We start from the raw sequence: 21,713 nt of genomic DNA, 5'->3' as shown, positions 1-21,713 counted from the left end.
TATTCCGGGGACGTGGCAACAACGAAAAGCATGAACATCTGACAGACATATGCTCTTCGGGGCGATTCGGCAGTATCGGAGACGCCCCTCATCCGAGGCCCGAACAACCGGCCATCTGCATCGGGCTCGTGCAAAATGGTGCTGTCGGTTCAGTATAACAAGCCGTGAATCAGGATTTCCGCGATCGGAACCACTGGACGCAGCCTTTCATCAACATCGCGAATCGCTCGACGGGGACTCGACGAATATGCCCGTGTCGATCGACTTGCAGGACCGTCTCAGATTCCAGGTCCATCGCGGAGAGAAACCCGCCGCCAAAACAATACGTGTCCATGCAAACCAGGTGCGTGTGCCGCAAAACTTCACCGGTCGGCTGGGGCGTATGCCCGACGAAAACGCGTTTCCCGCTGTGATGCGGTGCGGGCAGACTCGCTGGCAAATGGGTCCAGTAGGTCAACTCATCGCTCTGTGACTCGACGTCGCAACTCGGGTCGTACATCGCGTGCACGAAAATCTCTTGTTCCGTCTCATAACTGGGAAGCAGCGACTCGAAAAACGCTAGGTGATCCTTGGGAATCTTTTGGGCAGAACCACCGTAGCTGGTCACCGTTGCCTTGCCGCCGCTGCGAAGCCACATCGCATCGTCCAAACCTCGCGAAACCACGCTTTGCAGCATCCATTCATGGTTACCGCGTAGGGGAATCACTTTGCACTTCGACTGCAACCGGATCAACTGATCGATGACATCGCGCGAATCGGGACCTCGGTCGATGTAGTCGCCCAGAAAAATCAGCTCATCATCGGCGGTCGGCGCGAGCTCCTGGATCATGGACCGGAGTGCTTTGGCGCAACCGTGGACGTCGCCGATCACATACCGAGCCATTCAATTCACACCCGGGTCGAAACCCTGTTGCTCAGAAGGGAAAGGAACGTCCGGCGTCAAATCTTTCATGATCGCTTGACCACAACGACGCACCAATTTTTCCCACACTTCTTCGCAAGGACCAAAGATCGATTCCGTGTCGGCGGGAGTGACCAGCCAACCACCGTCTTCCAATTCGCTCTCCAATTGCATTGGTCCCCATCCGGAATAGCCAACGACGTAACGCAACTTGGCGTCGTCTCGTCGAGCCAGCAAACGCAAGTGGTCTTCATCCGAGGTCACCCAAGCGGGAACGTCGGCCCATTGGATCGACATCGAACCCCACGGTTCGGCTGGATGATCGTGCAGTTGGGTCTTGGATCCTGCGGGATCATTTTCAGCCCCCTCGCCGACGTCCGTCCCACAGGGATCGCCGATACCCGCGATGTTGTGAAGAGCCAAAACGGGTCCGTTGACTGGACCGCCTAGATAAATTTGGTCGGGGTGAATCTGCAGAGACTCGTTTGTTTTGTCCAGATCGCTGGGATCACTCCCAGGTGCCGAATCAGCCTGGGAAGCCAGCAATGAACTCATGTCCGGACCGCTGGACGCCTGCCACGACGGATCGCTCATCGCGATGACATCACCAAAACGCTGAGGTCCGGCGCGGTTGATCACCACGCCAAAAGCACCTTCGTCGGTGTGCCGAATGATGAGCACGACGGACCGGAAAAAATTGCCGTCATGCAAATACGGCGAAGCGATCAGGAAACAACCGGTGCAATTCTGGGACGTTTTCATCTCAAGCCCGGATCAAGGACCGGCAACTGCGTGGATAAGGAACGGTTGAATAAAAGAAGTTGCATGTGCCTTCGGCCGGAACGGCCCACTGGGTGCTTCGCACAAAAGGTACCTGAGTCTTCTACTCCCGCTGATTGCTAATTTCAGGACTGGTCTCGGTACTGATCCCGCCAAAGACATCCGCCCCAAGACAGCCCGACGCCAAAACCAACCAGGACATTGGTTGCATCTCGAACCAGCTCGTCACGTTGTCGCATCCGGTCGATCAGAATGGGCAACGTGCAAGATACCGTATTCCCAACATCCGCCAAATCGACCGGAAGTCTCTCTGGCGAGATGTCCATTCGCTTGCGAAGTTGGTCCAACATTTTCCAGGTGGCCTGATGGAACAAGTAGTGGCCGATTTCGTCGTCCGACAAGCCGTTTTCCGCCAGAATCTCGTCCACCAACCTTGGGATCGCTTCGACCGTGAAGTTGATCAGGCTGGGGCCATCCATATACAGACGACTCTTCCAACGCTTTCGGTGCCGGGGCGGAATCGCGTCTTCGGCTGGTCGGCTTCCGCCGTTGCCCACGATCAACATGTCCGCGCCACTGCCGTCGCTGCCGAACTGATATCCCCACAAAGAGGGCTGGTCGGCGGAGGTGATCAAAGCCGCCGCGGCGGCGTCCCCAAAAATGGTCCGCAGGCTGCGATCATTCTCATCGATGTATTTGCTGTACGTTTCCGCCGTCACCAGCAGCACTTTTTTGGCAACGCCGGTTCGGATCAATCCGTCGGCCATGGCGGTGCCGTACACAAACCCACTGCAGCCGAGATTGAAATCGATCGCGCCACACTGGGTTCGCAGGCCCAACCGATCCTGCAGCAGGCACGCAGTCGTCGGCAGCGGATAATCCGGCGTCTGGGTGCACAGCAGCACGAAATCAATCGACGACCGATCCAGATTTTCGCGTTCGAACAATTGCTCGCACGCCTGGACGGCCAGATCCGCCGCGGTCTCGTCGGGCTTGGCGATGTGCCGCTGGTGAATCCCCGTTTTCTCCGAGATCAAGTCGAGATCCCACGAGGGGAACTGTTCCTTCAGCGTCGCATTGTCTTCCACATGTTCCGGAAGATGCACCGAGATGGGACCAATCTGGGCGTGGGGCACGTTCGTCTCGGCGAAGAGGCTAAAGAAAACTGACGTGGGTCATTCGAATGAACGCGGAAGCGTACCAGCCATTCCGCATCAACGGCAACTCGCAAACGAGGATCCGCCCCAATGGGCATAAAAAAACCACGCCCGTGATGTCCGGGCGTGGTCTTGAAGAGCGGCTGATCGGATTCGAACCGACGACAATCACGTTGGCAACGTGATGCTCTGCCAACTGAGCTACAGCCGCGTTTCAGTTGTGTGGGGCACAGTATAGGAACCATCGGATTTGTCGCAAGTCGACTTGAAAGGTTTTTTAACCGCTTGTCGATCATCGCCGGAAAACACTACACTTTGCCGCTGCATGAAACGGCCCCTGAAGCAGGTGGCCCCCCGGTCGAAGCGTCCGATCACCCCGGCCTATTCGATTTCGCTTCCCGAAGTAATCGAGAGCCAGTTCCGGTTCGATCGATTCGTTTTTCTAACACAAGGTTCAAAATCAGGATGTCCACGTCTTTCGACACCGATTCAACGCCCGCCGAAGACGCGGCTGCTCCCGTCAAAGACCCGCTGCAGTTGAACATGGAGGTTTCAAAACCTCATGCCTGTTTGCGGGAGGTTGTTGTCACCATCCCTCGTGGCGAAGTGGATCGCTACATGAAGGACGCGTACGACGAACTCGTTCCGGAAGCTCAGGTTCCCGGGTTCCGTGCCGGCCGCGCGCCACGCAAGTTGGTTGAAAAACAATTCAAAGATCGCATCGAAGATCGAGTCAAAGGCTCGCTGTTGATGGACAGCTTGGCCAAAGTCACCGAAGACGCTGAGTTCTCAGCGATCGGTGAACCCGACTTCGATTACGAGTCGATCGAATTGCCTGAAAAAGGTGAATTCAAATATCAGTTCAGCATCGAAGTGCGACCTGAATTCGAAACTCCAGACTGGAAGAAGCTGGAACTGAAAAAACCCGTCGAAACGACTTCCGAAGAAGACGTCGACGCTGCTCTTCAACGTGTCCTCTCGCGTTACGCTTCCTTGGAAGCCAGCGACGCCCCAGCCGAACTCGGCGATCGCTTGTTGATCACCGCGAAATTCGTCGACGGCGACAAAACCATCTCCGAGATGGATGAAGAACGCGTCACGTTGGCCAATCGCCTCAGCCTCTCCGATGCAGTTTGCGAAAACTTCGGCGAACTGATGAAGGATTGCAAAGAAGGCGACGTTGTGACCGGCAAGGTCAAACTTGGTGAAGGTCACGCCAACGAAGAAATGCAAGGCAAAGAAATCGACGCCACCTTCACGGTCGTCGAAGTCTTGAAAGAGCAACTTCCTGAACTGACCTCCGAATTCCTCGACGAATTGGGTGAGTTCGAATCCGAAGATGAACTCCGCGAATTCGTTCGTGGTTCATTGGAACGACAAGCCAACTTCCGCACCGAACAAGCGATGCGTGGCAGCATCATCGAAAAACTGCTTGCTTCGGCAGATTTCGAATTGCCACCAACCTTGGTTCGTCGCCAAATGAAACGAGAACTCGACCGCAAGGTTCTCGAGTTCCGTCGCAGTGGCTTCGACGACGACATGATTCGTCGCTTCGTCAACGCCAGCAAGCAGAACATGCAACAAGGCACCGAGTCTTCGCTGCGTGAACACTTCATCCTTGAGCAAATCGCCGACGAAGAGAAAATCGACGCGGAACCTCAAGAATACGAAACTGAAATCCAGTTGATCGCTGAGCAAAGCGATTCGTCACCACGTCGCGTGCGTGCTCGTCTGGAAAAGACCGGTCAAATGGACGCTCTTCGCAACCAAATCGTCGAACGCAAGGTCATTGAACTGATCTCCGAAGCGGCAACGGTTACCGAAGAACCTGTCGAAAAAGAAGCCGAAGAAAAGAACGAAGAGTTCGCCATCGATCACGAAGTGCTGCCAACCAAGGATCACGACGCGATCCCAGCGGCCAAGTACGATGACAACACGCCGAAGGGCGCTGAAACGGAAGAAAAGCAGGAAAAAGACAAGGACTGATCCCAAGTCTCTTTTCCAATCGCATCAACGCCTGGTCGCCATCCGCGACCAGGCGTTTTTTCATGCGCTACTGGCAAATACAAACGACCTCAGTTCGCCGGAGATCCGATCGCCCTTCTCCATGCGGTGACCTTGCGCAAGTCCATCTGCCCGGTCCGATCGCGCTGGTCACAGACATCCCCACGAACGCCCCAGCAATTCGGACGCACGCCGGCAGTCCCGAGCGAACGCATCTCTCGCAACCGCAATGATCCCGCCAGAGCGATCCAAACGCTGTGCTCACTCGCCACGCAAAGAAGTGATCTCAGCCGATCAATCGTCATATGATCCGTTAGCGTTCGCCCGTCTTTTCCGAACGTATCGATCAACAATCGATGACGCCCTGTTTCGATCACGGCGTTGAGCACTCCTTCGGCGGACATCGCCCCAGCGGCAATGTGATCCGCGTACGCGACCGGCACCAATTCGACTGGTTGTGGCAGTCGGATCGACTCCCAAAGCCCAGTCAGTTTCGGTGCGGTTGAGCAACCGCTCGGACCGACTTTTGCAAAAGAGAACTCGGGTGGAACGTGCGAGGACAACTCAGGCCCCGTTTCGGACTCACCCAGCGCCGCTGACAAACGGACAGTGCGATCCGCTGGTGCTTCACCGACAAATTCACTGACGGCTGACTTCCACACACTTGGATCGCATGCGGCCAAAGCTCCACGCGAAGGCTCTTTGAAATCGAGAATATTGACGCCCCCGGAGGCGGCCACCCGGGCCTCCCCCAGATCCCGAACACTGACTAGCAATTCAGCGGCGTCCCCGCTTGCCCTCCGCAAAGAAGAAGGACGAGTTTCGCTTGTTGCGAGCACCAATCGTTGGCGGGGGGAAGTCGACTCCACTTCGGTTCCTTCGGGGCAATCTGATCCGAGCTACCACTACATCCGATCGACCCGAAGCGGCGGGCAAGCTACAGTCTTCGTCTAAGCAATGAGCAAGAAACAAGTGTCAGGTACCTTTTGTGCGAAGCACGCAGCAGGCCGCTCCGGAAAAAGATGTCCGACACTTGTTTCTCAAATGTTCCTAAACACCGTTTCGGGAACGCAACTTACGTGAAATCAATGTCGCCCAACAAGACACCGGATTTGCCGCGGTGAATTACGACTCCATCGAGACGCCTTCGCAGTTCGCTGAATTTTGCGATGCCATTGCGGACGAACCCGTGATCGGTTTTGACACAGAATTCGTTTCTGAGGACTGCTACCGCCCCGAATTGTGCCTGGTCCAGGTCGCTGCGGGCAAACATTTGGCGGTGATCGATCCTTACACCGTTGGCGACACAAAGCCATTCTGGGACATCCTGACGGACGACCAGATCGAACCCGGCAGCCGAGTCGTGATCGCTCATGCGGCTCGCGAAGAAATTCGATTCGCGTACCGTTATTCGGGCCGACCGATCGCCGGACTGTTCGACACTCAGTTGGCCGCCGGATTTGTCGGGATCGAATATCCTGCCTCGCTGGCGACACTGGTTCAAAAATTGGTGGGGCAAACCCTTCCCAAAGGCGAAACGCGAACCAATTGGCGACATCGGCCGCTGACCAAGGACCAGCTGACTTACGCATTGCACGACGTGACAACGCTTGCGGAAATGCACTCCAAGCTGATTGCGGATGTCAAAGGTCTCGACCGCGTTTCGTGGCTGAACGAAGAAACCGATCGTCTGCAAAAGAAAGTCATCGACGCTGAAGAAAGTGAGAACTGGCAGCGTGTCAGCGGCAGCTCCGGTTTGAAACCCCGTCAGCTTGAGATCATCCGACACCTTTGGCGTTGGCGCGAAGAAATCGCTCGCACGAAGAACCGGCTGCCTCGTCGGGTGATGCGAGATGACTTGATGGTGGAACTCGCGAAAAAGGGTTCCCCCGACACCAAGAAGATCCGCAACATTCGTGGCATGGAACGTCGTGGGTACAACGATCAGTACGACGAAATCGGGGCCGCCATCGCGGCTGCTTTGGATGTCCCCGACGAACACTTGCCGCGACGAACGCGTGGACGCTCACGAAGTGCTTCGCCAATGCTGAGCCAGTTCCTCTCGACCTCGATCGCTTGCATCAGCCGCCAGCAAAAACTGGCACCCGCGATTGTTGGCAACTCCGATGACGTCAAAGAACTCTTGTCCTACGAATTGGATCCTCGTCGCGGGACACCCACACCATCGCTGCTAAAGGGATGGCGTGGTGACATCGTAGGCACCGCATTCCGAAAGATCCTTCGCGGCGAACTAGCGATTCGCGTCGCGGACACCACCGAGCAACAACCGCTCGAATTCGTTGAGTGCGAAGGCTCTAACCAGCCTGACGAGTGAACTTCGGTACGACGCGTACCGAAATGGTGGACTTCGGTCCCTACTCGTGCTTGTGATGCTGCGGGTCGCGGTCGTGGTGACGTTGGTTGATGTGCACGTGTAGTTGAGGATGGTTTTGAAACAACCAATCCCAACCCGACTCTGTAATCGCGGCGTCGTCCAAATACAAAGATTCCAAGTGCGGAAGCTGGACGATCACCTTCAGACCTTCATCTGAAAGCGGCACACCAATCAGGTGCAACCCTCGCAACGATTTCACTTCCAGCAACGCGCGACCGATATCGTTCCCCAACAAGGTCGATCCGACTCGAAGCTGACGCAGCTTTGGCAGTGCCGAGAGCGAACGAATTCCTTTCTCGGTCAACCTGCTGTGCGGCAGGTTCAAAAACCAAATTGATTTTCGCTCGAGCAACGGCTTCAAACCTTCGTCGGTGATCGGCGAAAGCCGCAATCGCAAGTGCCGGAGCTCCGGAATTTTCGCGATCGTGGCGATGCCTTCGTCTGTGATCACGCCTTCATCAATCAACACCGTGTCCAGCTTGGGAAGTTCCGACACCTGAGGTTCGCCGGACTCCTCTTCCGAGGAAGAAAGCGAGCTGCCGGGCGGAAGCGGAGCCGAGTCCGAGGAAGACTCATCCGTCGCCTCATCGTCATCCGAGGCTTGTTCATCGGCGAGCAAATTCAGCCGCCGCTGTTCAGCTGCTTTTTCCAGTTCTTCCAACGGAATCAACAGCAGCTTTTCATTGTCGATTTCATAGGTGGTCGTGTGCAGCTGAGTCGATGCACCGCTAAGAACCTGCTCGATTTGCTGGGCGTAGAGCTCTTCCGGCTCGGGTGGCTTTTCCGGCGGCTTGACCGGTTCGATTGGCCGAGTGGCCCACCACGCCAGCCCAACGATTGCAACGACAGCGATACTCACGCCGAGCTTGGTGGGCGTGCAGAGTGCGATCAGCCGTTTTTTGAGGCTAACTCGCACGGGCGGTTGTTCTTCGTCGTCCGGCTCGACGACATCGCCCAATTCATCTTCATCGCTATCCGGCTGGGATTCAGCGTTGGCTTCGCCCGGGTCCGCGGCAAAGGCGGACCCTTCTTCCGGAGAATCTTTTTCTTCCTCTCGGTCGTCGTCTGGCAGTTCGTTCGATGACATGAGGAAGATTTGTATCCTGGCACCGGAGCGTCGATGAACGACGCTCCGGTGCGCAGCTAAGTTTCGTCGAGAAGCAGAACGCCGAGACGATTGACCCAGTAACCGTCGCAGCGAGTACAAATGCTTCCGCCCGAGTGATCGGACGAAGAAATCATTCCCGCAAACGATTCCTTGTCAACGAAACTTATGTCTGGATGGTAAAGCTCATCTTTTGGATGGGCGAAGGTGGGACGGCGGTGGGAATGTCCTTGCCGTTGGAAGTGGGGTACCACCGACGACAAATGAGTGTCAACGCCGAATTGTCGTTTGATTTAAAAAATTCACACCACACGCTGTTTCACGAGACGTTTCCTCGGACGCATTTCCATCATTCGCTCCGGAAATCACGACCAACGGGCCACCCGCGTGCTGAACCGATGCGATCATCGGTATCCCACACCACTGGCGCAAATCATCCGCATTTGTTTGCGTGGAATCGTCCCCAGAGTCATCCATTCGATTCAGAATCAATCCGGTGATCGGCATCCCAGCGGCTTCTGCCGCTCGCGAGGTCGAGATCACATGATGCAAGACTCCCAGTCGGTCCGGTGCCACTAAGAGCAACTCAAACGAATGACCGTCCTGATCGCTCCACCGCTTCATCTCGATCGCCAAATCAACGTTCAGCCAATCGTCGCTGATGGGACTGAACAAGCCGCCGGCGCCCTCAATCATGACGACGTCGAATTCGCCGTCGCACCAAACCGCCAAACCATCTCGCAATCGCCGCGTATCAACCTGAGCTCCTTCTTTCGCGGCCGAACGCGGCGGCGACACGGCAGCGATGAAACGCTGCGGGCAAACCGCATCGATGTTTTTGGGGCGTCCTGCCGCTTGCCATAGCGTTGTCGCATCGACACTATACCGCTGGCCATCGGCGCGCAACTCGCAACCGCTGGCCACCGGTTTGTAAACCCCGACGCGTTGCCCGCATTCCCGCAACCGCTCAACCGTTTTCGCGGTGCAGTACGTTTTGCCAACCTCGGTATCGGTTCCCGTAACGAAATAGAGACTTGCCATGAGTTCTTCGGTCAAATTGTCGTTGATTCAAATGCGTGATGCGGGGTCGAAAGACAAGTCGATCGATGCATCGATTAGATGGATTGAAAAGGCTGCCGCCGAAGGTGCCCAGGTCATCTGCTTGCAAGAACTGTTTGCCACATGCTACCCGTGCCAAAGCGAAGACCACGACAACTTTGATTTGGCTGAATCAATTCCAGGTCCGACGACCGAAGCCCTGCAACCGGTGGCGGAACGATTGGGCGTGGTGATCGTTGCCCCATTGTTCGAACGCAGAGCACCAGGCGTTTATCACAACAGTGCCGTCGTCATCGACGCGGATGGAAGCATCGCGGGCGTGTATCGAAAAATGCACATTCCTGACGACCCGTTGTACTACGAGAAGTTCTATTTCATACCCGGCGACTTGGGATTCAAAGTCATTCCGACCCGCTTCGCCAAATTGGGCGTGGGAATTTGCTGGGATCAGTGGTTTCCAGAAGCGGCTCGCCTTTTTGCCCTCGCGGGCGCCGAAATATTGCTCTACCCAACCGCGATTGGCTGGATCGATGAAGAGAAAGAGGAGTTCGGCGAAGGCCAGCGTGATGCGTGGATGACAGCGATGCGGGCCCACGCGATTGCCAACGGAATCTATTTGGGAGCCCCCAACCGAGTCGGAATTGAAGGCCGCGTCGAGTTTTGGGGATCATCCTTCATCGCTTCCCCGCGGGGAGAGATTCTTTCGCAAGGCGATTGCTCAAGCGATCAAATCGTTTCCGCCGATTGCCAGTTTGCGGACATCGATGTCGTTCGCACACACTGGCCATTCCTGCGTGACCGCCGCATCGATGCGTACGGCGATCTCATGAAACGCTGGATCGACTGAGCGACCAAGATATCTCGAATGTCGACGTTGCCGCCGACCAGACCAAGTCACTTTGGCAACGCATGTCGAGTGGTAATGTCTTGCACCGCTGCGTGAATTTTTCCGTTGCTGGCCAACACGCTGGTTGTTTCCAATGGCAGCGTGTCGCCGGTTGCGGTGGTGATCTTTCCACCGGCTTCGGTGATGAAGAGTGCACCAGCGGCAAAGTCCCACGGCGACAGTTTGTATTCGAAGAATGCATCGAACCCGCCACAGCCAACTTGGCATAGATCCAGTGACGCGGTGCCGAACCGTCGGATACCGTGAATATCATTTTCGAAGCATTCTGCGATCGCCCCCAATGTGGCTCGCATCATGTCGCCACGGTCGTAATAGAAACCGCAACCGATCATGGACTGATTGAGCGAACTTGATTCGCTCACGCGAACTTGGTTTCCATTTTCAAAGGCACCTTGCCCATGAACCGCGGTAAACAAATCTTCGCGAATTGGGTTGTAGACCGCACCGACGATTGGAACGCCTGATTCGTAATACGCGATCGAAACCGCGAAGTGCGGTAAGTGATGTGCAAAGTTGTTGGTGCCATCGAGCGGGTCGATCACCCACAAATGTTTGGCATTGGCATCGCCGCCTTTGAGATCTTCTTCGCCCAACAATTCATGATCGGGGAAGGACTCTCGGATGATCGCAGCAACCGCCTGTTCACTTTCCAAATCAGCGTCGCTGACCAGGTCGTAGGTTTTACCACCATCGGTGGATTTGTCCCGCATGGTCACGCCATTCTCGAAGTAACGACGCAAAATTTCGCCGCCGGTCCTAGCAGCTTTGACCGCGGTTTCGAGTAGATCAGACCGCCTCAGATTGTTATCGGGCATTTTTTCGAATCTTTGAGCGAATGAGGAAGGCGGCAGTTTGTTATCGTGAAGGAGTCATCCCATGACTCTCCATTCGATTTGCCCAACGAGGAAGTTCGTCGTGAAAATCTTTTCGACCGCTCGTGTGTTTGTTTGCTGTTTTGTGATTGGTACCGGTGGGATTGCCAAGGGGGACGATCGGACGACATCACCGTCCGTCGAGGCCAAGAAAATCACTGCCGCAAAGACCAGTCCGGAAGCAGACGAAACGGCGGCCCCCGACGCCGAACCCGCTGAAGAAGAGAAAGCAAAAGTGCTTTCCATTGGTTCGTTGGCTCCTTCCCTCGACATTGAACACTGGGTTGGTGACTCGCCTTCGCCAATGTCAAAATTCGAACCAGGCAAGGTCTACGTGGTTGAATTTTGGGCGACTTGGTGCGGACCGTGCCTCTACAGCATGCCTCACCTGGCCGAATTGCAAAACAAATACGAAGACGAAGGTGTTCGTGTGGTGAGCATCAGCAATGAAGCTTTAGAAACCGTCACCAGTTTTCTTGAACGCCCAGTCAGTCCGAAGATCCTCGGCCTTCCAGAACCCAAAGAAGTAGGTGACGAAGTCTGATGAAGAAGCGTCGACTGACGAAGAAGTGAAAGAAGAAGCCAAACCGATCACCTTCGGCGAATTGACCTCGGCTTACAGCCTGACCACCGATCCGGACGAATCGGTCTACGAAGACTACATGAGGGCCGCCGCTCAGAACGGCATCCCCACCGCGTTCATCGTCGGCAAAGACGGATACGTGGAATGGATTGGACACCCAATGTCGATGGACGAACCTTTGGAAGCGGTGGTCAACGACGAATGGGATCGAGGCCCGGCCAAAGAGGAATTCGAACGCAAGCAAAAAGTTGATCTGGCGCTGCGTGAAATCCTTCTGGCGTATCGCACGAAACATCACGAAACCACGTTGCGACTGCTGCAAGAACACGCTGACCTGTTTCAAGGCACCCGGTACGAAACGGCACTCAAGTCGATTTGGTTCCCAACGGCACTTGCAACCCAACAAAACGAGATCGCATTGGAATTGATCGAAGAGAAGATCGAATCCAATCCGGACGATGTTGTCGCCATCAATCGCTGGGCATGGGAAGTCTACGAAGCCATCGAGTCAGGATGGGACAACAGCGACGAGATTCTGATGACCACGACGAATGCTCTGGAGTCCGCCTTGGCTTCGGAAGAAAACGAGTCAGACGAAGCGTTGTGGCCGGCTTATGACACGGTTGCTCATTTGAAAGCATTGGCGAAAGACAAAGACGCCGCAATCGAGTGGCAACGTCGCGCAATCGAAACAGCGCCAGATGGCGAGAAAGACAACCTCAAAGCGTACCTGCGAGAACTGACCGGCGAAGCTTCTGACGCTGACGACGAATTGAACGCGGCGGATGAAGAGACCAATGAAGACTGAGCGTGTCATTGTTTGACCGCCAGAAGATCGTTCTGCTTACAACCTTCCTGCTGATGGTTTTGTCGCTTCGCAATGCGCTCTATCCAGCAGAGCAGTGGCTGCAGCACACTCCGACGGTGTTGATGCTTTTGGGTTTGCTGTGGTCGACCGGCAACGCCCGATTGTCGCCAATCGCGTTCAGTTGTGCGATCTCGTTCATCGCCCTGCACATCATCGGTGCCCGCTGGATCTATTCCAACGTGCCCTATGACGCTTGGTGGGAATCTCTGACCGGGTCTTCTCTTTCGAAGCAATTCGATTGGCAACGCAACCACTATGATCGGCTGGTCCATTTTGCGTCGGGATGCTTTGGCGTCCCGGTTGCATTTGATTGGCTGAAGCAAACCTGGGATGCATCGCATCCCAAAGTTTCACTGCCCAAACGCTGGGGTTGGTTTTTGTCGCTGTGCGTTGTGATGGCCGTGGGAGCCGCCTACGAAGTCTTGGAATGGCAGATCGCGATGCTGTTCTCGCCTGATCAAGCGGAGGCCTACAACGGCCAACAGGGCGACCTTTGGGACGCTCAAAAGGATCTATGCCTAGCCGGAATCGGTGGACTGGCGGCCATCGGAATCCACTGGATCTGGTCGGAAATGCGCCGCGACTGAATCTGTCATCTTGACGGAACCGGTCGCGGGGCGTCGTAATGGGACAATGCAACGAGACATTGACAGCCAGCGACTTCACGACGACCTCCGCGGATTGGTATCCGGCGACGTATTGTGCGACGCAGTGTCGACGCAACTGTACGCATCCGACGCCAGCATCTACCAAATTCGGCCGCTTGCTGTCGTGCGTCCCCGCTCGGTCGCCGACGTCTCCGCAACGGTTCAGTACGCTTGCGAAAACGACTTGCCGATTCATCCACGCGGCAGCGGTAGCGGCGTCTCCGGAGAATCGGTCGGTCCCGGAATCGTCGTCGACATGTCCGCTCACATGAAGCGGATCTCTCCGTCGGACGATGGGATGCAGGTGACCGTTCAAAGTGGTGCGACGCTGTCGAGCGTCAATCGATTCCTCAAAGGGCATCGGCGATGGTTCGGTCCTGATCCTGCCACGCGATCGATCACCACGATGGGCGGCGTAATCGCAACCAATGCCTCGGGCAGTCACTACCTGCGCAGCGGCTCCGCTCGCGACACCGTTTTGTCATTGCGGATGATCGCCGCGGATGGACGGTTGGTTGAACTTTCGCAGCACACCCCGGTTCCGGCGAGCGACGATGAAACGCTGACCGAGGGTGGGATTCATGATCCGATTCGAGACCCAAACGCGTCACTGCTGGATCGATCCGGTGAAGCGGGATTCGTCAATCGAGTCTCCCGTGGTTTGGTCGAGATCCGCAACCGATTCAACTACCACATCGACTCAACAGCATTCGCATCGCCCGCCAGCGGTGGATATCGACTCGACGATCTTTACGATTCCAACAACAGAGTCGACCTGGCGAAATTCTTCAGTGGCTCTCAAGGCACCTTGGGTCTGATGGTGGATGCCACGGTTCGCACCGAAGCGATCCCGGCGCACCGCGGCGTGGTGTTGTTCTTCTTCCACCGACTCGATTCGGCAACGCGTGCCGCCGTGTCGGCGCTCGAGCACGGCCCAATTGCCTGCGATGTGATGGACCGCCGCCTCCTTCAAATCGCACGAGAAGGCGAAAAGCGTTTTGCGGACTTGGTGCCTCGCGAAGCTGAAGCAGCGATGCTCGTTGAGATCCAAGGGGAATCACTTGGGGACCTTTATGATCGACTCGCGATTTTGCGACAATCGATTTCCAGCGGTCACGATGCCGCGTTCCAATCCGAAGACACCATTCGGGATGAAATTCGCGATCTTTATTGGACGTTGTTTCGACGAGTGATTCCGCGGCAATATCGAGTGCGTGGCACGCAGATGCCTTTGCCGTTTGTCGAAGACATTCATTCGCCGCCTGACCAATTGCCCGAAATGGTGGTCGCCGTTCAGAACGTTCTCAAGCGACATCAAACCACCGCGACCATTTTTGCCCACGCCGGTCACGGTCAATTGCATGTTCGTCCAATGCTGGATTTGCAGAAGGAAGACGACCGTCGAAAGATCCGTCCACTCAGCGAAGAAATTGCCAGCGTCGTGTGGGACCGCGGCGGCCAAATCGGGGTGGAACACGCCGCCGGGCTCAGCCGTTCTTACTTGATGCCAAAACAATCGGGCGAACTTTGGCAAGCGATGGGGCAAGTCAAACGATTGTTCGACCCTTATCACCGTTTCAATCCCGGCAAGCTATTTGGTGCCGTGCTGCAAAAGCCGGATGAGAATCTGAGACCGCTGGATCAAACGATCGAGATCGTCGCTTCCGGTCGCAGCGTGATCCCGTCGTCGCTGCCGATGACAACGGAAAACACAACCAGCGAGCCCGACGCTTCTCAGCCCGCCAAGGCGGCAAAAGGGATCGCACCAGATGAGCCCAAAACGGAGCCAGCTCAGAATGCGGCTTCGTCGGAACACCAATCGTCGGACGATCAACAGCCGACCAAATGGGTCGCTTCCATGATGCCGCACCAACCAGCGCCTCAGTTGGAAGTGTTGCAACATTGGCCGGGCGGAGCCCCAATCACGACGACCACGCGTGCCTGCAACGGATGTGCTCGCTGCCGCGCCGACGCGTCGGATGAACGGCAGTGTCCGATGTTCCGCATCACTTCCGTCGAAGAAGCATCTCCGCGGGCGAAGGCCAACTTGTTGAGAGGAGTCCTAAGCGGACAACTGCCTGTTTCGGAACTCACTGGAGAAAGAGCCAAAGCTGTCGCCGACCTGTGTTTCAATTGTCACTCGTGTCGCGTGGAGTGCCCCGCTTCGGTCAACATTCCCAAAGTCGTCGGCGAAATCAAAGCTCAGTACGTCGCCACCAACGGTTTGACTTTGTCGGATTGGTTGATCGGCCGAATCGACATGTTGGCCGCACTCGGATCACGTGTTGCTTGGCTTTCGAATTGGATGCTTCGACGACGATCGCTTCGATGGTTTGCCGAACGAGCCCTCGGCTTGTCCGCTTCTCGTGAAATTCCGTTGTTGGCCAGTGAATCGTTTGTCCGATACGCGGTACGGCGACGATGGCACCGAGCCTCCCCGGCCGGCGGATTGAAAGTCGTCTACTTCGTCGACCATTTCGCGAATTATCACGATCCGGAAATTGGTCGTGCTTTGGCCGAAATCCTTCAGCACAATCGCATTGGGTTCTATGTTCCGACTGGACAAAGTTTGAGCGGAATGGGACGCATCACCGCGGGCGACCTGAAGGGCGCACGCAGAGTCGCCAAGCGTAACGTTCGCTTGTTGGCCGATGCGGTCAGGCAAGGTTACACGGTCCTGGCAACCGAACCGGCTGCTGCCTTGTGTTTGAAACACGAATACCCAAACCTGCTCGACACAGAAGACGCTCACCTGGTCGCCGAACACAGTTTCGAAGCTTGCCACTACCTATGGTCATTGCACCAAGAAAAGCGTCTGACGTTGGAGTTCGAACCCGTTCGACATCGAATGTTGTATCACCAACCGTGCCACAGTCGGGTTCTGCACAGTGACACCGCGGCAGCCAACTTGATGCGTTTGATTCCGGAACTGGAAGTGGACGTTGTCGCGAAAGGTTGCAGCGGAATGGCGGGGACGTGGGGGCTGCAGCGGAAGAACTACCGGAACAGTTTGCGGATTGGATGGCCGATGGTCTCGACCGTTCGCAAAGCCACCACCAGCGCTCCGACGACCGAATGCAGTGCGTGCAAATTGCAAATGGAGCACGGCGGTGATTACGAAGCCATTCACCCGCTGAAGCTGTTGGCGCATTCCTATGGTCGATTGCCAGCGTTGAACTTGCGGGGCAAAACTTCAACCCCAGGCAGCGTCCAATTATGAACGAGCCGCGAACGATCGAAGTGTTGCTGTTCGCCGGTGCCAGCGAGGCCGCCGACGGCGCAGATCGCGTGATCGTCCGATCGCACGATCACATCACTGCCAGCGAGTTGATGAAACAGCTCGCCGACCAGCATGCGGCTTTGGCCCCATTGGCTCGAAGATCACGCTTGGCCATCGATCAGCGATATGTGTCGGCCGATCACGTGATTCCGTCAGGTGCGGAAGTCGCTTTGATTCCGCCGGTCAGTGGCGGTTGATCGTGCCTGCCCAATCCACCACCGACGAAGATTTCGATTCTGTTCACGTCTGTTTGACGGACGAACCGTTGGAACCCATGATTGCCGCGACGTCCTCCGAAGAACCTTGGCTAGCACACCCCGACGCGGGTGCGATGCTTTGGTTCCATGGAGTGACTCGCCGCAAAACGGTTCAGGGCGATCGCGTGACCGTCACGAAAGAACTTTCGTACACGGCCCATCGCGAAATGGCGGTCAAGCAACTCAAAGAGCTTGCTCACAACGCCGTGCAGGAATTCACCTTGCACCGGGTCGTGATTTTGCACCGCCTGGGCGTTGTCCCGATTGGACAAGCCAGCGTGATCGTTGGATGCAGCAGTTCTCACCGAGTCGCCTCGCTCGATGCGGTTGCCACCATCATGGATCGCTTGAAAAAAGACGTTCCGATTTGGAAACAGGAACGATTTGAATCAGGCGACCGCCAATGGATCCATCCGTCACCCACGACGGACGATCCAACGACTCATTGATGTTCCTAGAAAACACCCAACCGGGCATCTTCGGGAAACATCGCTTCTGATGGCGTTCAGTCGCGAGGTGGACGAACGTCTTTCGTGGCTCCTGCACCTGTTTGCGACGCGCGGCGATTTTCTCGCTGAATCGCGTCGTAAACTTCCTGGCGGTGCACTGGAATCGCTTGTGGAGCTTCAATCCCCAGACGCACTTTGTCGCCTCGGATATCAACGATGGTTACGACCACATCGTCACCAATCATGATGCTTTCGTCGCGGTGTCGGGAAAGGACGAGCATGGTGTCCTCGGCTTAAGTTGTCGGAGTGGGAGAGCTTTCGAATCAATTCGTCAGGAATTTCAATGTGTTCACGGCGGCAGTCCATTGCCGAGAGTTGTTGCATTCCATCGCAAAGTTTCGGACGAGGTTCACCTGATGAAACAACACCCGTTGTTTCGCCTCGCGTACACCACTCATCGACCCACCGCATGGAATAGTTCACGCATCGGTCAGAAGGTCGGCACGTGCCGGTCGTGCCGATTCGACTTGGTACCCCGTTTGCAACGCCCACCGGTCCCCAACACCGGATCCGGACACGGATTCACTGGTGCAGGTTCACTTCACGCGTTCTCCGAGCTCTCCAGACGGCCTGGGCGACCCGGGCGGACTCATTTGCCGCTTGGTCATCGCTGTACTGCATGACAACGAAAAATGGCGAGCACAGTGAGTGCTCGCCATTCGCGTTTATATTGTGATGCGTCGAGTCGGCTCAGGCGGCTCGAACCTGCGACGTCGGCAGTGGCTTGGCTGATTCAGCCGCCACGGTCGGCAATGCCTGTCGCATAGGACGATCGTCGTTTGTGATGACCTGGCAACCCAAGCGGCGATCCAAGTTCAACATCAAAGGAGCACGCAGGTTGGTCGTCAGTTTCCCGACATGTCCGGCGACGGTGGTCATCACATAGACTTCCGAGCCGGACGTCAGGTGCAAGCTCGACAAATCACGGCGACCAATGTGAACGCGGTAATCAGGGAAGAACGCCCGCGGGCTGATCACGGCCAATGCCCGATCACCACGGGCGGCACTTTGCAGCCACGCAACTGATGCATTGTCAGGATCGGGAATGAGCGCCCACTGATGAAGCGATTCCATTCCGATCAAACCCTGCGGGAACAAAAACAACTGATCGGCGTTGAGTTCCAACGTGCCGAAGCGATGACTGTCGATCCGCATGACTTGATTCCACTCGTCGAATTTTTTGGTATCCGGGACCGGTCCTGTCCCAAACGGTTCCATCGGGTTCTCCGTCGATAGTTTCATCGACCACCTGACGATGCCAGTTCACTGAACAATCGAAAAAAAGCGGAAATTCGCTCCATCCGTCACAACCGGAATTTCCTGACATCAACGCCCCGACCGCTCTCCTACGGAGCCAGTCGCCTACAGGTAGTTCAGAACGGTGATGCCCGACGTTTGCCCAACGAATCGCATGGAAGCTTCCAACGCGACCTGACGAGCCTGCAGTTCGCTGATCACGACCGCCAAATCGGCGTCCATTGCGTCAGACAATTGCGATTGCAGCAGAACGTTTTCGTTCTCCACCGCGGTGCGTGAGTCCTGAAGAGCCGAATGCCAAACCCCAACCCGGCCCCTCGTTCGCGTGCTGTCGTCGAGATCTACGTCTAAGCGAGCCTGAAGGCGGCCGATCTCCGAGATATCGCCGTCGCGAACTGCTTGCTCGAGCCGCAATAGCGTGTCGATCGCGCCGCCGGCATCACGAGGCTGATAATCACGACCGTTTAGGACAGCAAAACTCCCGTCCAATTCGCCTTCGGCGGCCGTGGCATCCTCGGGGATCCATCCCAAATAGGTTCCCGCATCACTCAACCCCGGTTGGGTGACTCGAATCGGATCGGCCCCCGGAGGCGCCGTCAGTCGCAAACCGTTCCCAACGTCATTCAACGTGATTTGAACGCGAAGTGTATCTTGATTGTCTGGATGATTGCGAACCAAATTGATGACGTCGCCCACCGTCGCAACATCTTCCAGCTCCAGCTCCAACTCGACACCATCCGGTCGAGTAATCACCAAATCCGGACCGGCAGGATTGAAGTTCAATCCTCGTCCGCGAGCCAAATCGCTGATCAAAGTGTCTTCGGTTGCGGTCCGAATGCCCAACTCCGACGCCGCCGTCCCACCGTTCTCGCCAATGCTGTAATCAACTCCCGAACGCAGCGCGTGCAGCTCGATCCTGCCTTGCGTTTCGTTCAGCACCGCTCTGACTTCGGCATCGCTTCGGTTGATTGCGATGACGACGTCGCCAATCGTTTCAGCATCCGAAAAATCGATGTTGAAACGTTCTGTTCCACGATCGATGACCAATCCGTCGGACAAATCCAGGCCCGCGCCGTTGTTGAGGTCTGCCAATGGAGTCCCCGCGGTCACTTGAGGTGAAAGTCGGTCACCCACCAATGGCGGAGCGCGAAAACCTTCGGGGTTGGAGATCAACAAATCCGATGCCAGACGACTGCCGGGGGCGTCTTTGATTGCCAGAGTTCCCGGCAAACCGTCCGCGTACTGAACCGTGATCGAATCCGCGCCTAATGTCACCGACAACGATCGACCGTCCAAATCCGCCGAACGCATAATGTCGGCGACGTCGCCAATGGTCGCTGCCTGACGAAGATCGAGTTCCACGAAATTGTCGCCGTCCGAAACGGTCAACACGCCGGCCTGCACGCCTTCGCCCTGTTTCATGTCAATCAAACGCGTCTCCGCGTTGAGAGCCGCCCCCAATGAGCTCCCTTCGATAAAGGGTTCCCCGAGTCCAATCGCGGACGCGGCCGTGACGGTGAATTCAGTGCGAGCACCGTCGCCAAGTTTCGTTTGGCCAATCGCCTGGTTGCCATTGAAACGAACGGTGCCGCTAATGTGTTCCAACGCCGACTCGGTTTGCAGAACGCCCCCGAGCAGTTGGTGGTCGGTGAACATGCCGTTCCCGGCACTCACAATTTGTTCCATTTGCTGGCGAATCGACATCGCCAACGCTTCGCGTTGATCGTCCGACAAAACGCTTTGCGCAGCCTCAACGGCGACACCACGCGCTTCGATGATGGCGGTGTCGACTTTGCTGAGCGTCACGTCCGCGGATTGGTAAAATGCCTCGGCGGCACTCGCGTTGCGAACCAACTGATCGGTGCGTGAAACTCCTCGCTGCAGTCCAATCGCTCGCGATGCCGCTGCCGGATCATCGCTGATACTCAACACGCGACGACCAGTGCTAAGCTGGTCGTACTGACGTTGGATCGCCAATTGGTCGCTGTTGAGCTGGAACATCAACCGCTGGTTCTGCAGCGGCGTGCTCGTACGATTGGTTGCGACGGGAAGTAGTGACATGTTTCAACGATGCGATATGGTTCGAAAACACCGTCCGAAAGCACGAGGAAAGTATTTTCGGTATCGTTGTAATCGGCACGATCGACATCTCGACTGTAGATCAATCCATTCGCGATTGTCGCCGGGAGTGCCAAAGAGCCGGCATCGATGACAACGGACCGAGAAAGAACATGATTTTCATCAGCACTATGCAGTTGACTCGGACCCTGGATCGGGGGGAGTTCTACTGTCCCACCTGCGAATCCATCCAGGGTTACCGTCAGCGTTCCAAACGCACGTTTTTGACGCTGTATTTCATCCCGGTCATTCCAATCAGTGCCCCCGAACCGTTCATTCAGTGTGACAACTGCAAATCGCCTTGGGATCTCAGCGTTCTGCACATCGACCAACGCACGCACGAACAAGTTCGCGAAAATCAGTTTCGCAACGAAGCGATTCGGTCCTGCGTTTTGATGACGCTGGAAGATGAAGAAATCTCCGAGGCCGAGATCCAGTCCTTGCTTCGCATCAGCCGAGTGATCCTGGAAAATCCAATTTCGCGTGAAGAACTGGGGCGGCTGAGCTCGGTCGCGATGCACTCTGGCATCGAAACCCAAAACTACGTCATGACGGTTTCCAAACGCTGGAACATGCAACAGCGTTTTCTGGCTTTACAGGCGATGTTCTTGGCGGCCTCGTCATGCGAAGAAGAAGTCTCCGATGCCAAAATCCGACAGCTCGGTCGGCTCAAGGATTTACTTGAGCTGACCGAAACCGAGTTCGAAACGGTCATCGAAGACTCGCTAATGTTCGCGGGCGTTTGACCGCGATCACTGGCAATCCGATCGCACACGACGCATTGTTTGGAAAAAACGAACGAACCCTGCCAACAGCACGACCGCGCCGATACCGATCGCGCCATAACCGGCAATCAATAATTCGCGAGACTCGCCAAAGAACTTGATTAGAGTTCCCCCGGTTCCCACCATCATCAATGACGTTCGCAGATACGCTAGCAACGTCCGCTCGTTGGCAAGATCCGTCCGGATCACCGCCAAGTCGTTTCGTTTGCGGGCGAGCTGATCGCCAGTC

21 protein-coding genes and 1 tRNA gene are annotated in these 21,713 nt (G+C 56.0%); 10 read left to right on the top strand and 12 right to left on the bottom strand.

All coding sequences use genetic code 11. The features are described 5' to 3' along the window. Positions 1–169: 169 nt before the first annotated feature. The 4 genes from RE6C_RS25275 to RE6C_RS25260 all read right to left on the bottom strand — a co-directional run bounded on the left by RE6C_RS25275 (position 170) and on the right by RE6C_RS25260 (position 3,049). Positions 170–883: a metallophosphoesterase family protein gene (locus tag RE6C_RS25275; RefSeq protein WP_008661210.1), complete on the bottom strand. Its 714-nt coding sequence runs from the start codon at positions 881–883 to the stop codon at positions 170–172. Beyond that, the gene (locus RE6C_RS25270; protein ID WP_008661208.1) at positions 884–1,663 is read right to left on the bottom strand and encodes a YqgE/AlgH family protein; all 780 of its coding nucleotides are present in this window, start codon (positions 1,661–1,663) and stop codon (positions 884–886) included. Positions 1,664–1,806: 143 nt separating this feature from the next. Further along, positions 1,807–2,817, bottom strand: a complete 1,011-nt coding sequence (locus RE6C_RS25265; RefSeq protein WP_008661207.1) for a ketoacyl-ACP synthase III — start codon at positions 2,815–2,817, stop codon at positions 1,807–1,809. Positions 2,818–2,976: 159 nt separating this feature from the next. Then, positions 2,977–3,049 (bottom strand) — tRNA-Gly (locus tag RE6C_RS25260). Between the two features lie 254 nt (positions 3,050–3,303). On the opposite strand from RE6C_RS25260, the gene tig reads away from it, so the two are divergent. Further along, positions 3,304–4,824 carry a trigger factor gene (gene tig, locus RE6C_RS25255; protein ID WP_008661204.1) on the top strand — a complete coding sequence of 507 codons (1,521 nt, stop codon included), beginning with the start codon at positions 3,304–3,306 and terminating at the stop codon, positions 4,822–4,824. An 89-nt stretch (positions 4,825–4,913) separates the two neighbouring features. Here the strand turns inward: tig and RE6C_RS25250 are convergent, their stop codons facing one another. Further along, positions 4,914–5,681 carry a (5-formylfuran-3-yl)methyl phosphate synthase gene (locus tag RE6C_RS25250; protein ID WP_261340134.1) on the bottom strand — a complete coding sequence of 256 codons (768 nt, stop codon included), beginning with the start codon at positions 5,679–5,681 and terminating at the stop codon, positions 4,914–4,916. Positions 5,682–5,962: 281 nt separating this feature from the next. Here RE6C_RS25250 and RE6C_RS25245 point away from each other — a divergent pair, with 281 nt between their 5' ends. Next, positions 5,963–7,177: a ribonuclease D gene (locus RE6C_RS25245; protein ID WP_008661199.1), complete on the top strand. Its 1,215-nt coding sequence runs from the start codon at positions 5,963–5,965 to the stop codon at positions 7,175–7,177. A 40-nt stretch (positions 7,178–7,217) separates the two neighbouring features. Here the strand turns inward: RE6C_RS25245 and RE6C_RS25240 are convergent, their stop codons facing one another. Then, on the bottom strand, positions 7,218–8,324 hold the full coding sequence (locus tag RE6C_RS25240; protein WP_008661198.1) for a leucine-rich repeat domain-containing protein: 1,107 nt from the start codon (positions 8,322–8,324) through the stop codon (positions 7,218–7,220). Between the two features lie 288 nt (positions 8,325–8,612). Continuing rightward, positions 8,613–9,383: a dethiobiotin synthase gene (gene bioD / locus RE6C_RS25230; protein WP_008661194.1), complete on the bottom strand. Its 771-nt coding sequence runs from the start codon at positions 9,381–9,383 to the stop codon at positions 8,613–8,615. Between bioD and RE6C_RS25225 the strand changes: the two genes are divergently transcribed. Continuing rightward, the gene (locus tag RE6C_RS25225) at positions 9,382–10,248 is read left to right on the top strand and encodes a carbon-nitrogen hydrolase (protein WP_008661196.1); all 867 of its coding nucleotides are present in this window, start codon (positions 9,382–9,384) and stop codon (positions 10,246–10,248) included. The genes bioD and RE6C_RS25225 overlap by 2 nt on opposite strands. Positions 10,249–10,295: 47 nt before the next feature. On the opposite strand, the gene RE6C_RS25220 is transcribed toward RE6C_RS25225, so the two are convergent. Then, entirely contained in the window at positions 10,296–11,123 is an 828-nt protein-coding gene (locus RE6C_RS25220; protein ID WP_008661192.1) for an inositol monophosphatase family protein, read from the bottom strand. A gap of 100 nt (positions 11,124–11,223) precedes the next feature. Between RE6C_RS25220 and RE6C_RS33130 the strand changes: the two genes are divergently transcribed. The 6 genes from RE6C_RS33130 to RE6C_RS25195 are packed head-to-tail and all read left to right on the top strand — an operon-like array spanning position 11,224 to position 17,264. Continuing rightward, positions 11,224–11,724, top strand: coding sequence for a TlpA disulfide reductase family protein (locus RE6C_RS33130; protein ID WP_008661189.1), 501 nt, complete (start codon positions 11,224–11,226; stop codon positions 11,722–11,724). Next, the gene (locus RE6C_RS33125) at positions 11,711–12,571 is read left to right on the top strand and encodes a hypothetical protein (RefSeq protein WP_008661188.1); all 861 of its coding nucleotides are present in this window, start codon (positions 11,711–11,713) and stop codon (positions 12,569–12,571) included. The genes RE6C_RS33130 and RE6C_RS33125 overlap by 14 nt, the downstream gene beginning before the upstream one ends. A 2-nt stretch (positions 12,572–12,573) precedes the next feature. Then, positions 12,574–13,218, top strand: coding sequence for a DUF2238 domain-containing protein (locus RE6C_RS25210; protein ID WP_008661187.1), 645 nt, complete (start codon positions 12,574–12,576; stop codon positions 13,216–13,218). A gap of 46 nt (positions 13,219–13,264) precedes the next feature. Continuing rightward, positions 13,265–16,498, top strand: coding sequence for an FAD-binding and (Fe-S)-binding domain-containing protein (locus RE6C_RS25205; protein WP_008661186.1), 3,234 nt, complete (start codon positions 13,265–13,267; stop codon positions 16,496–16,498). Then, positions 16,495–16,755, top strand: a complete 261-nt coding sequence (locus tag RE6C_RS25200) for a MoaD/ThiS family protein (RefSeq protein ID WP_008661184.1) — start codon at positions 16,495–16,497, stop codon at positions 16,753–16,755. The genes RE6C_RS25205 and RE6C_RS25200 overlap by 4 nt, the downstream gene beginning before the upstream one ends. A gap of 2 nt (positions 16,756–16,757) precedes the next feature. Beyond that, positions 16,758–17,264 (top strand): molybdopterin synthase catalytic subunit, encoded by a 507-nt coding sequence (locus RE6C_RS25195; protein WP_008661183.1) that lies wholly within the window; start codon positions 16,758–16,760, stop codon positions 17,262–17,264. 56 nt (positions 17,265–17,320) lie between these two features. Here RE6C_RS25195 and csrA read toward each other — a convergent pair whose 3' ends face one another. From csrA to RE6C_RS25180, 3 genes are all read right to left on the bottom strand, one after another. Then, entirely contained in the window at positions 17,321–17,545 is a 225-nt protein-coding gene (gene csrA / locus RE6C_RS25190) for a carbon storage regulator CsrA (protein WP_007325270.1), read from the bottom strand. Positions 17,546–18,014: 469 nt separating this feature from the next. After that, positions 18,015–18,479 carry a flagellar assembly protein FliW gene (fliW, locus tag RE6C_RS25185; protein WP_037250468.1) on the bottom strand — a complete coding sequence of 155 codons (465 nt, stop codon included), beginning with the start codon at positions 18,477–18,479 and terminating at the stop codon, positions 18,015–18,017. A gap of 207 nt (positions 18,480–18,686) precedes the next feature. Then, positions 18,687–20,642, bottom strand: a complete 1,956-nt coding sequence (locus RE6C_RS25180) for a flagellin N-terminal helical domain-containing protein (protein WP_008661180.1) — start codon at positions 20,640–20,642, stop codon at positions 18,687–18,689. 170 nt (positions 20,643–20,812) lie between these two features. Here RE6C_RS25180 and RE6C_RS25175 point away from each other — a divergent pair, with 170 nt between their 5' ends. After that, on the top strand, positions 20,813–21,445 hold the full coding sequence (locus tag RE6C_RS25175; protein WP_039963399.1) for a zinc ribbon domain-containing protein: 633 nt from the start codon (positions 20,813–20,815) through the stop codon (positions 21,443–21,445). 6 nt (positions 21,446–21,451) lie between these two features. On the opposite strand, the gene RE6C_RS25170 is transcribed toward RE6C_RS25175, so the two are convergent. Next, the coding region (locus tag RE6C_RS25170; protein WP_039963397.1) for a DUF202 domain-containing protein at positions 21,452–21,713 on the bottom strand (262 nt) is incomplete at its 5' end.

Origin of the sequence: Rhodopirellula europaea 6C, assembly GCF_000338295.1 — a bacterium.
Lineage (GTDB): Bacteria > Planctomycetota > Planctomycetia > Pirellulales > Pirellulaceae > Rhodopirellula > Rhodopirellula europaea.
This window is presented reverse-complemented; position numbering and strand designations above follow the sequence as displayed.